Here is a 15,439-nt window from a genome sequence, read left to right on the forward strand (position 1 = left end):
CACCGACCGGGCCGCCGCCTACCCGCGGGTCCTTGACGAGCTGCCTTCACCGAGCTCGCGCTGGCCGTCTGAGCACCCGCCCGGCACAGGTCCACCATGCCTTGCCTCCGCCCAATGCAACAGAGCCCGACAGCCCAGCTCACCCCGACGCCGCATGACTCGCCAGGAGATCAAAAATCTGGTCGATGCCCTCGGAGGACTCCTCACCGTCCTCGACAAGGCCGACCCGGAAGACAAGGCCGAGGTCTACCAACAGCTTGGCCTGCGCCTGACCTACGACCACGAAACGCAGACCGTCCTGGCTGAAGCAGCACCGAGATCATCGGTGTGCGTAGTGTCTGTGTCCGAGGGGGGACTTGAACCCCCACGCCCTTAGAGGGCACTAGCACCTCAAGCTAGCGCGTCTGCCATTCCGCCACCCGGACCTGTAACGAACCAAGACTCTACACGGCTTGCGCGCAAGCCGGTGTGGGGGTCGTCATCCCCACGGACGGGCTCTTTCCGATCTTCGGAAGTCCTGCCGATCCCGGCTGGATGGGGGCCGATCCGGACAGTCCGGACTGATCCAGACTGATCAATAGTGATTCGGACTGATCCGGACCTGATGAGACGGGGCTGATGCGTCGGTGGGCCCGGTGGTCAGGCAAGCTGGTCACCGACACCTCTGAAGACCTCAGCTACGAAGGCGGATCGAGATCGTGACGACGTCGGTTCATCGCAGGATCGCCGAGGAGCTCGGCGTGCGTGAGGGGCAGGTGACCGCGGCCGTCGATCTGCTCGATGGCGGGGCCACCGTGCCGTTCATCGCCCGCTACCGCAAGGAGGCGACCGGCATGCTCGACGACGCGCAGTTGCGGACCCTCGAGGAGCGGTTGCGTTACCTGCGTGAGCTGGAGGACCGACGCACGACGATCCTCGAGTCGATCCGCTCCCAGGGCAAGCTGGACGACGCGCTCGAGGCGCAGATCATGGCGGCCGACTCCAAGGCCCGCCTGGAGGACATCTACCTGCCCTACAAGCCCAAGCGCCGCACCAAGGCCCAGATCGCCCGGGAGGCGGGTCTGGAACCCCTCGCCGAGATGCTGCTGGCCGATCCGTCGCAGGATCCGCAGACAACCGCTACCGCTTTCGTCGACCCCGACAAGGGGGTCGCCGACACGACCGCCGCTCTGGAGGGTGCGCGCGCCATCCTGGTCGAGCGCTTCGCCGAGGACGCGGACCTGATCGGGACGTTGCGTGAGCGGATGTGGTCGCGGGGCCGGCTCACCTCCCGGGTACGCGAGGGCAGGCAGGATGCCGGCGCCAAGTTCGCCGACTACTTCGACTTCGCCGAGCCCTTCACCACCCTGCCCTCGCACCGGATCCTGGCGCTGTTCCGCGGCGAGAAGGAGGAGGTCCTCGACCTCACCCTCGAACCGGAGGCCACTGACACAGACGGCGCCGACGGCCAGGCCACCGACGGAGACGCCACCGGCGGGCAGGCAGCAACAGTGCCACGGCAGACGGCGCAGCCCAGCAGCTACGAGATCACCGTCGCCGAGCGCTTCGCCGTCGCCGACAACGGCCGTCCGGCCGACCGCTGGCTGCTGGAGACGGTGCGCTGGGCATGGCGCACCCGGATCCTCGTCCACCTTGACATCGACCTGCGGATGCGCCTGTGGCAGGTGGCGGAGGACACCGCGGTCCGGGTGTTCGCCGTGAACCTGCGGGACCTCCTGCTCGCGGCGCCCGCTGGCGCGCGGGCGACCATGGGGCTCGACCCGGGCCTACGTACCGGCGTGAAGGTCGCGGTGCTCGACCCGACCGGCCAGGTGGTGGCGACCGAGACGATCTATCCGCATGAGCCGCGGCGACGCTGGGACGAGTCGATCACCGTCCTCGCCCGGCTCGCGCGTACCCACAATGTTGAACTCGTCGCGATCGGCAACGGAACCGCCTCCCGTGAGACCGACAGGCTCGCAAGCGATCTTGCCAAGCGGCACCCGGAGCTCAAGCTCACCACGATCGTGGTGTCCGAGGCCGGCGCCTCGGTGTACTCCGCGTCCGCCTATGCCTCGCGGGAGCTGCCCGAGCTGGACGTGTCGTTGCGCGGCGCGGTGTCCATCGCACGCCGGCTGCAGGATCCACTGGCAGAGCTCGTCAAGATAGACCCCCGCTCGATCGGAGTCGGCCAGTATCAGCACGACCTGTCCGAGGTTAAACTGTCGCGTTCGCTGGACGCGGTGGTGGAGGACTGCGTCAACGCCGTCGGCGTCGATGTCAACACCGCCTCGGTGCCGCTGCTGACGCGCGTGTCGGGCATCGGCGAGGGGCTCGCGGAGAACATCGTGCGCCACCGCGACGCCAACGGCCCGTTCCGTTCCCGCCGGGCGCTCACAGACGTCTCCCGGCTGGGCCCGAAGGCGTTCGAGCAGTGCGCCGGCTTCCTGCGCATCCGCGGCGGTGACGATCCGCTGGACGCCTCCAGCGTGCACCCGGAGGCATATCCGGTGGTACGCCGGATCCTTACGGCTACGAACAATGACATCACGATGGTGATCGGCAACAGCTCGACACTGCGAGCCCTGCGGCCCACAGACTTCGTCGACGACACCTTCGGCCTGCCGACCGTCACCGACATCCTCAGGGAACTGGAGAAACCGGGCCGCGACCCACGCCCGGCGTTCCGGACCGCGGCGTTCGCCGACGGCGTGGAGACGCTCGCCGATCTCACACCCGGCATGGTGCTGGAGGGCGTCGTCACCAACGTCGCCGCGTTCGGCGCGTTCATCGACGTCGGGGTGCACCAGGATGGCCTCGTCCACGTCTCGGCGATGTCGAGGAACTTCGTCTCCGACCCGCGCGAGGTGGTCAAGCCCGGCGACATCGTCCGGGTGAAGGTGCTCGACGTCGACATAGCCCGCAAACGCATCTCGCTGACACTGCGGCTCGACGGTGATGCCGACGCCGACGCCGGCCGTGCCGACCAGCGCACGTCATCGGGTGCGGGACGCCGCCGTGAGCGAGATGCCGCACCGTCGGCAACGCCCCGTGAGCGCAACGCCACCGCCTCCGGTGCGCCCCGCGGAACGCAACCCCGTGGAGCACGATCCGGCGGAACACGGTCCGGCGGGGCGCAGCCGCGCACCCGCCGCGGCGGATCGAATGACGTGCCCGACGGTGCTCTCGCCGACGCGTTGCGACGCGCCGGTCTCATCGACGAGTTCGGCAACAGCGTCAGCCGGCCGAAACGAACCGGACGCTGACCTGCGCTCCACCCGGTCAGGCGGTCCGCTCGCTCCGCTCGATCCGCTCGATCCGGTCCGCTCGGTCGGTCCGGGCGATTCGGTAGGCCCGCTCGTTCGATTGGTCCTTTTGGTCCAATTAGTTCCGGGCGGACGGTCCGGTCGGACGGGACGATTGCGCGACTTCTCCACCGAATGGGTCGACTATGGACGTAGGTACTGCCCACGTGCTCTAACCGCGTACGCATCGGGCGTCGATCGATCACATTGCTGGAGGTTCCCGGGAGATGTCCCTGCCCGACTTCTTCATCCTCGGGGTTCCCAAGGCCGGCACCACGGCGCTACACGCTGCGCTCACCCGGCATCCCCAACTGTTCCTCTCCGCGGTAAAGGAACCGAAGTTCTTCCTCAGTGACGGCCCGCCGCCGGCTCAGGGCGGGCCCGGCGATGTCCAGACCTACCAGGAGCACGTCTGGAAGCGTAAGGACTACGAAGCGCTGTTCAATACGGCGCCGCACGGCACGCTGCGCGGCGAGGCCACTCCATTCTACCTCTACGACCTCGACGCGCAGGCCAGGATCAAGCGCCTGCTCCCCAAGGCGAAACTGGTCGTGCTCCTGCGTAACCCGGTGGACCGGGCGCACTCGAACTGGACCCACCTGTGGGCGGCGGGCCTGGAGCCCGAACGCGACTTCGTGCGGGCGTGCGCGCTGGAGCAGCCCCGCAAGGCAGCGGGCTGGGCCGACTTCTGGCACTACGTCTCCCAGGGCCGCTACGGCGAGCAGATCCAGCACCTGTACACCCTGTTCGCCCGCGAGCAGGTGCTCCTGCTGCGCTACCGCGACCTGCGGGACTCCCCCGCGGCCACCCTCGACCAGGTCTGCGAGTTCCTGGAGGTCTCCACCGGCGTGCTCGACGTCGTCCCGTCCGAGAACGTCTCCTCCTATGTCGCGGACACCCCGCTGAACACCGTCCTGCGGGCGCTGCTGCGCAACGGCGGCAGGATCGGCCAGTATTTCCCGGTGCCGGTACGCAAGGTCTTCCGCGGACCTCTGCTGACCGCGCTGCGGCGCAGTTCGGGTGGACGGCCGAAACTCACCCCGGCGCAGCGCCGGGCCGTCCTGCCGTACTTCGTCGACGACATCGCCCTCCTTGAGCAGGTGACCGGGAACTCCTATTCCGACTGGCTGGACGCGGGCACGGAGCCTGAGGTCATCGACTGACCCGGTTGGCTGATTCGATCGAACGATTCCATCGAACAGCTCGATCGGACGGCTGTGTCGGACGGGAACCGTCGCACGACTGCGTCGAGCGATTCCGCGGAACTTCCCACCGGATCCGGTGGGAGGATAGGTAGGGTCGGACAGGTGACCACGTTCCGGGCGGCCGGGAAACTGCTCGCCATCAGTGATCTGCATGTGGCGTATGCCGAGAACCGCCGAATCATCGAGGAACTACGACCAGGATCGGACGCGGACTGGCTGATCGTCGCCGGTGACGTCGGTGAGATCGTCGCGGAAATCGAATGGGCGCTGGCGCTGCTGCGCTCCCGGTTCTCCACCGTGATCTGGGTGCCGGGCAACCACGAGCTGTGGACGCCGAAAAAGGATCCGGTGCAGTTGACCGGTGAGCGACGTTACCACCACCTGGTGGAGATGTGCCGGAGCCTGCGCATTCTCACCCCGGAGGATCCGTATCCGATATGGGAGGGTGCCGGCGGTCCGGTTACCGTGGCTCCGCTGTTCCTCCTCTACGATTACACCTTCCGCCCGGCCGGTACCGGTTCCAAACAGGAGGCGCTCGCCCTGGCGCACCGGACGGGCGTGGTCTGCGCGGACGAGTACCTGCTGGTTCCCGACCCCTACCCGAGTGTGGACGCGTGGTCGCGGGCCCGGGTCGAACACACCCGCGAACGGCTCGCCGAATGCGATCCGCAGCTACCCACCGTCCTGGTGAATCATTTCCCGCTCGTACGGGATCCGACATACGTGTTGCGCTATCCGGAGTTTGCGCAGTGGTGTGGTACCGAGAACACCGCCGACTGGCACCGGCGATTCCGCGCCGCCGCCGTGGTGTACGGCCACCTGCACATCCCTCGGACAACGTGGTATGACGGCGTCCGGTTCGAGGAGGTTTCGATCGGTTATCCCCGGGAGTGGCGCCGGTGGAACGGCCCCCGCAGCATCCCCCGACAGATACTGCCGGAGCCGGACCGGCATGACTGAGACCGAGATGTCCGGTACCGAGATGTCTGGAACAGGCATGCCTGAAACCGGTATACCCGCAAGCGACGTGACCGGCATCACTATGCCTGGGACCGAGCTGCTCGCGACGCTGCTTCCCCCCGACGTGGTCGCGGTGGAGGCCTTCACCGACGATCCGGATGCTGTGCTGTTCCCCGAGGAGGAGGCGACGCTCGCGCGGTCCGTGGACAAACGTCGCCGGGAGTTCACCACCGCCCGGGTATGCGCCCACCGCGCGCTCGCGGGCCTGGGCGTGCCGCCGGCGCCGGTGCTGCGCGGACCCCGGGGGGAACCACAATGGCCCTCCGGGGTGATCGGCAGCATCACGCACTGTGCCGGCTACCGCGCCGCCGTGGTAGCCCGATCCACCGACATAGTCACGGTCGGTATCGATGCCGAACCGAACGAGGTCCTGCCGGAGGGTGTGCTCGACCAGATCGCCCTGCCCGAGGAACACGACTGGCTCGGCCCGCTGATGCACGGCGATCCCGCCGTGCACTGGGACCGGCTGCTGTTCAGCATCAAGGAGTCGGTCTACAAGGCATGGTTTCCGCTGGCCCGACGCTGGCTCGGTTTCGAGGATGCGGCCATCACGGTCGACCCGCTCGGGGGTACCTTCTCCGCCCGGCTGTTGGTGGACGGACCGGTGCTCCCCGGCGGCGTTCCACCGGGCCGAGGGCAGCGCAACCATGATCTTTCCGCGCTCCCGGAAGCCCGGCTCCCCGAACGGCTGACCGGCTTCACCGGCCGCTGGCTGGCCCGCAACGGCCTGGTCATCACGGCGATCACCGTGCCGGGACGCTGACAGCGGAGATCATATCGACCAGTTCCGCCCGGGTGGGAACGCCCGTGGGACGGCTCGGACGCCACCCCCCGGCGATCAGATCCGCCACCCGCGGTTCCACCGCGTCCAGTGCGCCGGGCGGATCCACCATCTGCATGTGGCGCAGCGCCGCCGTCGCGACCACCGGATCGGCACCGGCGGCGGCAAGCACCACGAACCGCGGCACCGCAACCGGGCTCGGCGGGCTCATCGACGGGATGGTGGGAGGCCCACCATCCATGACCGCACCCCAGGCCGCGGAGCGCGCCCGGTCGAGCAACCGGACGTCGTCGAACCACGACCACAGCTCGTCGTGGACCCAGGCATCGACCCGGTCACGCCACGCGGCGGGATCGGAGGGGTCCTCGGCCACCGCTTGAACGAGCCTGAACGCGTGCATGACGGCCAGGGATGCGCCTCGACCGAAATGCGGGTTGGTGGTGCAGACCGCGTCGCCGAGCGCATGCAGGCCGGCGGGCGCGGTCGGACCCAACGGCCGGAACGCGTTGCGCAGACCTTTCATGACCATGATGTTGGAGATCGGCTCGGCGAAGTCGGGATCGGTCCAGTCCGCCCCGAGCGACATGATGCGCGCGGCGGATTCGAACACGGGCGTCCTGCGCAACGCGGCCAGACCCCTGTCCCGTGGCATGTGGACGAAGGCGACGGTGAAGGTACCGGCGTCGTGAGGAAAGACGAGCAGCGCGTAACCGTCCGATTCCTCGACCCCGACCGCTCCGTGCCTGACCGGGCCGAGTTGCCGTCCCGGCAGCGCCCGGTAGCGACGGGACACGTAGACCTCGTTGGCCGGCTCGTCGAAGGTCTCCTCGGCTCGCAGGCCGGCCGTGAGACGGCTGCGCCGGCCACCACAGTCGATCACGAGATCAGCCGGGCACGACCCGCCCCCGGCGAGGCGCACCCCGACAACCGTCCCCCGCTGCGTCTCCACCCGCTGGACAGTCCCGGCCCGCAGGTCTATCCCGGGCTCCGCCTCGACACTCCGCCGCAGCACCCATTCCAACGTGCTGCGGCGGCACTGCAACAAGAGCACTCCATCCGGCAGGGACACCTCGACCGCACCGGCGACCCGCAGGGCGTCCACCACGTCGGGCAGACCCGCGAGGAGTTCCGAGCAGATCCGAGCAAGAAAGGCGTGCGGCTGGTGCAGCTGCGCCACCCCGATCCGTTTCCAGGCGCTGGCCTCGTCGACCCGGGAGGGTCTCACCGCGGTATCCCGCTCGATCAGCGTCACCGCGTGCCCGAGTCGCGCCAGAGCAAGGGACACCGTCGTCCCCGCCACCCCGGCGCCGCACACCACGACCTGCAGCCGCCTGCTGCTTGCCATTCAACTCCCCGTTCTGCGTATCCGATCATCGCGCCCCCCGACGCCCTTGCCTGGTGCCTTCCGTGGCCGGATCGTCCTTTTCTCCGCTGGTGATGAGATCAGCCACCATCACCGCCGTAAACGGTGCGCAGATGATCTTCGAGCGCGCCGGCGAGAACCGGCCTGGTGCGGAAACCGACGTGCCCGTCCGGCCGGATCAGATAGGCGCACGGCCCGGTGGTCCCGTAAACGGATCTGTAGTCACGCTCGGTGTCGCGGATGACGGGAAGGTCGATACCCGCGGGAGTGAAGGCGTCCGGGGCCAGTACAACATAGATATTGATCAGTCCCGCGGCCTGCCGCCGGGCCGCGACGGCTATCTTCTCGTAGCCGATCAGGTCCTCCTCGGTCGAGGAGGCGTCCCCGTAGAACAGCAGTGTGTGCACGGTTCCCTGGATCAGCTCGAACAGTCGCAACCGGTGCCCGACACCGCGACGGGTCAACCCGTGCACGTCAGGCGCGCGGTCGCCGGCCGCCGGCCCCCGGTCCGGGGCGTCCCAGCCCAACGCCTCCCCGACCCAGGGGGTACCGCGGTAGGTCAGGGTCATCTGCATCTCGTCGAGGAACTGCGCCTTCTCGTCCTCGTTGTCCATCTCGTCGGTGAACGCAACCCGTACGGCGCGGCCCATGACCGACTCCCCGGCGGGGCGGCGCTCGGCCTCGTAGCTGTCGAGCAGGTCCGGCCCTGCGTGCCCACCCGCCGCGAGCGCGAGCTTCCAGCCGAGGTTGTAGGCGTCCTGGATGCCGGTGTTCATGCCCTGACCGCCCGCCGGTGGATGCAGGTGCGCGGCGTCACCGGCGACGAACGCCCGGCCGACCCGGTAACGATCGACGATCCCGTGGCTGATCCGGAAGATCGACGACCAGCGCAGGTTGCGCGCGGCGGTCCCGGGCGGCGCCAGCCGATCGAGCGCGACCTGGAACTCGGCCAGTGTCGGCGGCTCGTACTCCTTCATGAAACCGGGCGGCACGTCCGTACGGGCGGCCTCGGCCATGATGCGCGGCGGCGCCATGGTCGCGATGCGATAGCGGCCGTGGCCCCGCAACGGGACGCACACGAGCATCCCGTCCATCTGGCCGTCGGTCTCGTGCAGGAAGCGCAGCAGGTAGCCCTCGGGCATCGACCAGTCGACCTCGATGTCGGCGAGCATGAACAGCTGGGGGAAACGCCCGGAGCCGGCGTTGAAGGACAGGTTCAGTTCCTTGCGGACGGTGCTGTGCGCGCCGTCGGATCCCACGATGTACTTCGCCCGCACTGTTGTCTCGCCGCCGGCGGTCGACAACCGCGCGGTCACACCGGCGGCGTCCTGGGTGAGGCCGAGCAGTTCCACGCCCCGCTCGATCGACCCGCCGAGCGCGCTGAGGCGGTCGGTGAGGATGCGTTCCGTTTCGTACTGCGGCAATCCGAGGTGGGCGTACGGCAGCTCCGGCAGGTCCCACTCGACCCGATGGGTCTGGCGTCCGTTGACGACGACGATCTGGCCGTCGAGCCAGATGCCGGCGTCCATGGCCTCCTGGACGATGCCCTGATCCTCCCAGATCTCCATCGTCCGGCAATGCACGCCGATGGCCTTGTCCGCCTGGCCTGGTGGCTCGGTGCTCTTGTCCACCAGCCGGCAGGCGATCCCGCGACGGGCGAGCTCGATGGCAAGGGTGAGCCCGGTCGGTCCCGCGCCGACCACCAGCACGTCGGTTGTCGCGTTCGCCTCGGGCCGCCGGGCGCCGGTGACCTCCGGCCGGATGGTCGTGGTCAGGGCACCGGCCGGGTGCTGCTCCAGGGCCGTGCCCTGATCGGAGCGGGCGTTCGTGCCGGCGTTCGCGCCCGCGTTCGTATCGGGGTTCGTGTCGGCGTTCATCTCGGCCTCCGGTGGGCGAGCGACAATCGAGAAGATGCGACGGGAGAAACCACGGTCGAGGAATGGAATGAGCTGGCTGGTGCGGTCGCTGTGGTGCGGATCCCCCACCCAGGCCAGGAACGCCTTCTCGGAGGTCCACTCCGCCAGCAGGTGGAACGTCCGCGTGCCGGGCTCGTGCAGCAGTTCCTCCCGGATGCGGCCGGCGACGCCGTGCATGGCCTCGGCGACGTCGAGGAACGCCTGCTGGAACGCCTCCTCCTCGCCGGCGGGCACGGTGGTCGTGACCAGGACCCGGACTGCCGACCCCCGCCCTTCCAGGGTGTGCAGCACGTCGTAGGTGTGCCGCTCGGCGCCGTCCCGGAGATCGCGCAGGGCGGCGGTGAGGTGGTCCCGGCGTGAGCTGCGCCCGAAGGCGTCCAGCGCCGAGCGGTTCTCCCAGTCGGCCACGATCACGTACTCCCCGGGCAGGTCCGGATTGCGCATCAGGTCCTGGCGGATGTTTCCCGGCACCGTGCTGATGACCTCCGCCGCCTTCAGCCAGGCGCTTTCGAACTCCTGCTCACGACCGGGACGGGCGCGCATGCGCAGCAGCGTCCGCACCGTGTCCGTGGCGGTGCCGATCGCCGTGCGTACCACCGCCCCCATCCCGGGGCCGCTGGTCGCGTCCAAGTTGAACATCTACTTCTCCTCCTGATAGCGGTGTAGGACGAGCGACGCGTTGAACCCGTCGAAGCCGCGGGCGTTGACCATCGCGGTGGCAACCGGCGTGGGGGTCACCTCGGACACGAAGTTCAGCTCGCATCCCGGTGCGGGAGCACGGACACCCGCCGGCGGAAGGAGATCATGACGCATGGCCAGCAGCGCGGTCGCCGCGTCCAGGGCGGCCCCGCCCTGGTAGAGACGCCCCACCAGTGGCTTCTGCGTCGTCACTGCTGGTGATGCCGATCCGAACGCGGTCCGCATGGCGGCGCACTCGTCACGGTCGGAGGCGGGCACCCCGAGAGCGTCGGGGAAGACCACATCGACGTCTTCGGGCCGCCGGCCCGCCCGCTCCAGCGCCGTGGTCATCGCCCGGGCGTACTGGCCCACGTCGAAGCCGCCGTGGCGTCGCGAGTGCCGGCCGTCGAACGTGGCGGACACACCGGCGATCTCCCCGTAGATGACGGAGGCACCGCGGGCCAGGGCGTGGTCGAGGTCCTCCACGACGAAAACGGCGCCACCCTCCCCGGGAACGTAACCGTCCGCATTGACGTCGAACGGGCAGTAGGCACGGGCCGGATCGGTACGGGACGTCATGGCACGGTTGTGCTGCTGGCAGGTCAACGCGTACGGGGACAGCGGCGCCTCGGTCCCACCAGCGAGCACCACCGGGGTCCCGCGGCGGACGAGCCGCGCCGCGTGGGCGAAGCTGTCCAGGCCGCCGGCACTCTCCGACACCAGGACCACCGACGGCCCCTTCATGCCGTGCCGGATCGACAGCTGCCCCACCGTGGCCGCGTAGAACCAGGCGATCGACTGGTACGCACCCACCGTGCGCGACGGTGAGCTCCACAGGCGTTGGAGCTCGTACTGACCGAACGCGTTTCCGCCGGAGCCGCTGGCGAGCGCGACGGACATGTCGTACGGGTCAAGGACTTGCGGGTCGATCCCCGCGTCCGCCAGTGCCTGGTCGGCAGCGCAGAAGGCCAGGTGCGTCCACCGGTCCGTCTGCACGACGAACCGGCTCGGCATGTGCTCGGCCGCCCCGAAACCGTCGACCTCACCGGCGATGGTGGTGTCGTAGCGCGACGGGTCGAACTGGGTGATACGCCCGAGCCGGCTCTCCCCGGACAGCGCGGTCTTCCAGTACGTGTCCGCGCCGATCCCACTGGCGCAGACGATCCCGATCCCGGTGATCACAGCGCGCGGCGTCACCGTCCGGCCTCCACCTGCTGGTGGCTCTCCGTTGCCGGCAGGCTCCGTCCAGTATGCCGGCCGCTTCGGGCGTCCGCTTTGAAGACCATGGCTGACTGGAACCCCCCGAAGCCGCTGCCGACCGACAGCGCGACATCGACCCGCTGCTCACGCGCCGTGTTCGGCGTGTAGTCGAGATCGCACTCCGGATCCCGATTGGCCCAGTTCGCCGTCGGCGGGACGACCCCGTGCTCGATGGCCAGGGCACAGGCGGCCATCTCGATCGCACCGATCGCACCGAGCGAATGGCCGACCATGGACTTGATCGAACTGATCGGCACCTTGTAGGCGTGCTCACCGAGAACGCGTTTGAAGGCGGCCGTCTCATGCCGGTCGTTCTGTTTGGTCCCCGAACCATGAGCGTTGATGTAGGAGACCTCGGTCGGCGCCAGCCGTCCCTGTGCCAGCGCGTCGCTGATGGCGACGGCCATCTCCGCGCCGTCGGGACGCAACCCGGTCATGTGAAAGGCGTTACTGCGGGTAGCGAAACCGGCGACCTCGCAGTAGATGTGCGCGCCGCGGCGGCGAGCGTGCTCCATCTCCTCCAGGACGAGAACGGCGCCTCCCTCGCCCAGGATGAAGCCCTTGCGGTCCCGGTCGAAGGGCCGGGAGGCGTGCTCGGGGTCGGAGTCGTCCGGCGACGTCGCCTTGATCGCGTCGAAGGAGGCGAGCGTGACCGGGGAGATCGGGGAGTCCGACGCACCGGCGATCATGACCTCCGCCTCCCCGTCGGCGACGAGCTGGTAGCCGTAGCCGATGGCGTCGATCCCGGACGTGCAACCGGTGGAGACGACCTGCGCCGGGCCGTGGGTCCCGAACTGGCAGCCGATGTCGGCCGCCAGGCTGCTCGGCATCAGCGCCTGGTACAGGAACGGCGCGGCGTAGTCGGGATCGACCAGCCACTGCCGGCCGGTGTCGCTGGCTACGACGTACTCGGTTTCCAGCGCCGTCGTGCCCCCGACCGCCGTACCCATCGCCACACCGGTGGCGTTCGCGGTCAGCTCGTCGAAGACGATCCCGCTGTCCGCGACGGCCTCGGCAGCGGCGGCCATGGCAAACTGGATGTAGCGGTCGGAGCGCCGCGCCTGGCGGGGGGAAAGCCCGGCGGACGCCGGATCGAAGTCGCATTCGGCGGCGACCCGGGAGCGAAACGGTGACGGGTCGAAGAGGGTGATGCGCCGGGTGGCGGTCCGTCCCTGCGTCACGGTGGACCAGAACGCCTCCCGCGTCACCCCACCCGGCGCGACCACGCCCACACCGGTCACCACAACGCGGCGGTGGGCGCTCACGTCGAGGCCACCGGGTCACCGTCAGCGCGTTCGGTGCTCACGTGGTCGGTGTTCGCGTGGTCGGTGTTCGCGGCATCCTCGGTGTCCACGTGTCCGAGCTCGGGACGGGGAGCCAGGGGACCGAGGTGGAAGACCACCGACGCCTCCTCGGCGCCGGTGTTGCGCAGCCGGTGGCGCGTCCCGATCGGGATGTAGAGCCCCTCGCCGGATCCGACGACCACCGGGACGTCGTCACAGTCGACGACGATGCCCCCTGTGGCTACGTAAAGAAATTCTTCGCTGTACGGGTGGTAGTGCTCGGCGATCTTCTCGCCGGGAAGAAGGGTGGCCACACCCATGAAGCCCGAGGTGCTACCCACCGTGCGCGGACCGAGCAGCACGCGCAGCTCTCCCCCGCGACGCCTGTCCGATGGAACATCGCGGACGGCCACATGCTGACAGCAGGATGCGACAGTCATGTCCTGTACTCCTTCTCACTCGTCATGCGCCCGCGTCGCGGGCCCCGCCGACCCCGCCGACCCCGCCGGCCACACCGACCCCGCCGGCCGCCAGCTTCTCGACCTTGTCGCGGATGACCTCCATCTGGATCACCGAGTTGTCGTTGATCCGGGCGGTCATCGCCTCGTCGTCGACCGGCGCGTCCGGACGCATGGCAAAGTCCTGCACCCACGTCATCCGGACGCCGTCGCCGGCATCCTCGTACGACCAGTAGATGTTCATGTACTGGAACGGACCGGGCTCGACCCGGTGCGCGCGCACCTCACGCAGGCCGCGGTCGACCGTCCGCTGGCTGACCCATGACCAGATCCGCCCGTTGTCGTCCGGATGCATGGTCAGCCGGAAACGGACGGTGTCCCCCGCACGTTCGAGAATCTCCACCGAGGCGTACTCCGTGAACAGGTCGGGCCAGTTCTCCAGGTCGTTCGTCGCATCCCAGACGACGTCGAACGGTGCAGCGATGAACACTGAGTTCTGCGTGTGTCCCGGCATCTCCTACGAGACCTCCTCGAGATTTTCGTTCACAGATTTTCGTTCACAACGGCGGCAATTTCGCTCACGGTCATGGTGACGGCTTCGTCGGGGATCTCCACACCGAACCTCTCGACTATCACCGCCTGCAGCTCGAGGACGGCCAAAGAGTCGATCTGCAGCTCCGTGAGGGAGAGATGCTCGTTTCCGAGAAAAACATCGGGATCCGCACCGGCCCGCTCGACGAGAATCTCGCAGATCGTGGTCGGTGTCACGACGGACCGGGTGTTCCCGGTGGCTTCAACACTCATCGCCGTACCTTTCCTGAGTCCGTGAACAGACGGTCGACCAGGCTGGTCGAATACTGGCCCTTACGGAACTCGGTGTCGGCCAACACGCGTTTGATGAAAGGAATGGTGGTACGTACGCCGGGCCCGCCGACGTCGAACTCGCCGAGCGCGCGCTCGGCCCGGCTCAGGGCCTCGGCCCGGCTGGGCGCCCAGACCGACACCTTGGCCAGCAACGAGTCGTAGTACGGGCTGACCCGATATCCGGGGAAACCGTGGGTGTCCACCCGGACGAACGGACCGGACGGTGGGGTGAACTGGTCGAGCCGGCCCGCGGCCGGTGCGAATCCCCGGTCGGGATCCTCGGTGTTGACCCGGCACTCGACGGCGACGCCGCGTATGACGACGTCCTCCTGCCGCAGTCGCAACGCAGTGCCGGCCGCGACATGGAGCTGCTCGTGGACGAGGTCGCAGCCCGTCACCATTTCGGTGACCGGATGTTCCACCTGGATACGGCTGTTGATTTCGATGAAATAGTGGTTCTGGTCCTCGTCGACCAGGAACTCGACCGTGCCGAGGCCGGTGAAACCGACCGAAAGCGCGCCCCGCACCGCGTCCCGGCACATCTCGGCCACCCGGTCGGGATCGAGTTCGGGCGCGGGCGCCTCCTCCACCAGCTTCTGGTGGCGGCGCTGTACCGAGCAGTCCCGGGTGCCCAGGTGGATGCCTCCGCCGTGGGCGTCACAGAGGATCTGCACCTCGACATGGCGGGCCCGCTCGAGAAAGCGCTCGACGTAGATCCGGTCGTCACCGAACACCGCCCGTGCCGCCGCCCGCGTGTCGGTGAACGCCGCCGCGAGCTGCGCGGCCGAGCGGACAACCGTCATACCACGGCCCCCGCCGCCGGCCACGGCCTTGATGATGACGGGATATCCGATGGCGTCGGCGATGTCACGCGCGTCGGCGATACTGCGCGCGACATCGGCGCTGCCGGTGAGCAGGGGCAGGCCCGCCTGGCGCATCAGGGCCCGGGCCACGCTCTTGTCCCCCAGCGAAGCCATCACCTCCGGCGGCGAACCGATGAAGACCAAGCCGGCGTCGGCACATATCTCCGCGAAGTCGGGATCCTCGGAAAGAAACCCGTAGCCGGGGTGGACAGCGTCCGCCTCCGTCATTCTTGCCGCCTCGATGATGGCCGCCGCGTTGGCGTAGCTGCGCCGCGGCGGTGGCGGCCCGATACACACCGCCTCGTCGGTGTAGCGGCGGACGAGAGAATCCTCGTCCGCCGTCGAATAGACGCCGACGGTCCGAATTCCGAGCTCGCGACATGCCCTGGCCACCCGCAATGCGATCTCGCCGCGGTTCGCGATGAGAACCTTCTGGAACAAATCTTCACCCCCCCGCGTGAAAT

Annotated in this window: 13 protein-coding genes and 1 tRNA gene; 4 read left to right on the top strand and 10 right to left on the bottom strand. The window is 68.7% G+C overall.

Annotated elements, in window-relative coordinates:
- Positions 1–139 precede the first annotated feature (139 nt).
- Positions 140–283, bottom strand: coding sequence for a hypothetical protein (locus CV1CTNOD_RS24790; RefSeq protein ID WP_165485526.1), 144 nt, complete (start codon positions 281–283; stop codon positions 140–142).
- A gap of 58 nt (positions 284–341) precedes the next feature.
- Positions 342–425 (bottom strand) — tRNA-Leu (locus tag CV1CTNOD_RS14840).
- 270 nt (positions 426–695) lie between these two features.
- On the opposite strand from CV1CTNOD_RS14840, the gene CV1CTNOD_RS14845 reads away from it, so the two are divergent.
- The 4 genes from CV1CTNOD_RS14845 (at position 696) to CV1CTNOD_RS14860 (ending at position 6,272) form a co-directional block, all read left to right on the top strand.
- Positions 696–3,245: a Tex family protein gene (locus CV1CTNOD_RS14845; RefSeq protein WP_431607122.1), complete on the top strand. Its 2,550-nt coding sequence runs from the start codon at positions 696–698 to the stop codon at positions 3,243–3,245.
- A 266-nt stretch (positions 3,246–3,511) separates the two neighbouring features.
- Complete coding sequence (locus tag CV1CTNOD_RS14850; protein ID WP_131786681.1) at positions 3,512–4,447, top strand: sulfotransferase family protein; 936 nt, start codon at positions 3,512–3,514, stop codon at positions 4,445–4,447.
- A 144-nt stretch (positions 4,448–4,591) separates the two neighbouring features.
- Positions 4,592–5,449 carry a metallophosphoesterase family protein gene (locus tag CV1CTNOD_RS14855; protein WP_131786682.1) on the top strand — a complete coding sequence of 286 codons (858 nt, stop codon included), beginning with the start codon at positions 4,592–4,594 and terminating at the stop codon, positions 5,447–5,449.
- A gap of 97 nt (positions 5,450–5,546) precedes the next feature.
- The gene (locus CV1CTNOD_RS14860; protein WP_131786697.1) at positions 5,547–6,272 is read left to right on the top strand and encodes a 4'-phosphopantetheinyl transferase superfamily protein; all 726 of its coding nucleotides are present in this window, start codon (positions 5,547–5,549) and stop codon (positions 6,270–6,272) included.
- Here the strand turns inward: CV1CTNOD_RS14860 and CV1CTNOD_RS14865 are convergent.
- The 8 genes from CV1CTNOD_RS14865 to CV1CTNOD_RS14900 form a co-directional block, all read right to left on the bottom strand.
- The gene (locus CV1CTNOD_RS14865) at positions 6,253–7,635 is read right to left on the bottom strand and encodes an NAD(P)/FAD-dependent oxidoreductase (RefSeq protein ID WP_131786683.1); all 1,383 of its coding nucleotides are present in this window, start codon (positions 7,633–7,635) and stop codon (positions 6,253–6,255) included. The two genes, CV1CTNOD_RS14860 and CV1CTNOD_RS14865, sit on opposite strands and share 20 nt — an antisense overlap.
- Before the next feature lie 98 nt (positions 7,636–7,733).
- Positions 7,734–10,208: an FAD-dependent monooxygenase gene (locus CV1CTNOD_RS14870; RefSeq protein ID WP_131786684.1), complete on the bottom strand. Its 2,475-nt coding sequence runs from the start codon at positions 10,206–10,208 to the stop codon at positions 7,734–7,736.
- Positions 10,209–11,444 (bottom strand): beta-ketoacyl synthase N-terminal-like domain-containing protein, encoded by a 1,236-nt coding sequence (locus CV1CTNOD_RS14875; protein WP_131786685.1) that lies wholly within the window; start codon positions 11,442–11,444, stop codon positions 10,209–10,211.
- A complete protein-coding gene (locus CV1CTNOD_RS14880; RefSeq protein ID WP_131786686.1) occupies positions 11,441–12,772 on the bottom strand; it encodes a beta-ketoacyl-[acyl-carrier-protein] synthase family protein in 1,332 nt (443 codons plus the stop codon). Before CV1CTNOD_RS14880 ends, CV1CTNOD_RS14875 begins: the two co-directional genes overlap by 4 nt.
- Entirely contained in the window at positions 12,769–13,230 is a 462-nt protein-coding gene (locus CV1CTNOD_RS14885) for a cupin domain-containing protein (RefSeq protein ID WP_131786687.1), read from the bottom strand. Before CV1CTNOD_RS14885 ends, CV1CTNOD_RS14880 begins: the two co-directional genes overlap by 4 nt.
- 22 nt (positions 13,231–13,252) lie before the next feature.
- On the bottom strand, positions 13,253–13,762 hold the full coding sequence (locus tag CV1CTNOD_RS14890) for an SRPBCC family protein (RefSeq protein WP_131786688.1): 510 nt from the start codon (positions 13,760–13,762) through the stop codon (positions 13,253–13,255).
- 29 nt (positions 13,763–13,791) lie between these two features.
- Positions 13,792–14,052: an acyl carrier protein gene (locus tag CV1CTNOD_RS14895; protein ID WP_131767500.1), complete on the bottom strand. Its 261-nt coding sequence runs from the start codon at positions 14,050–14,052 to the stop codon at positions 13,792–13,794.
- Positions 14,049–15,416 (bottom strand): acetyl-CoA carboxylase biotin carboxylase subunit, encoded by a 1,368-nt coding sequence (locus CV1CTNOD_RS14900; RefSeq protein ID WP_131786689.1) that lies wholly within the window; start codon positions 15,414–15,416, stop codon positions 14,049–14,051. The genes CV1CTNOD_RS14895 and CV1CTNOD_RS14900 overlap by 4 nt, the downstream gene beginning before the upstream one ends.
- Between the last annotated feature and the right edge of the window lie 23 nt (positions 15,417–15,439).

Source organism: Protofrankia symbiont of Coriaria ruscifolia, assembly GCF_900634745.1.
In the GTDB taxonomy this organism is placed as follows: Bacteria; Actinomycetota; Actinomycetes; order Frankiales; family Frankiaceae; genus Protofrankia; species Protofrankia californiensis.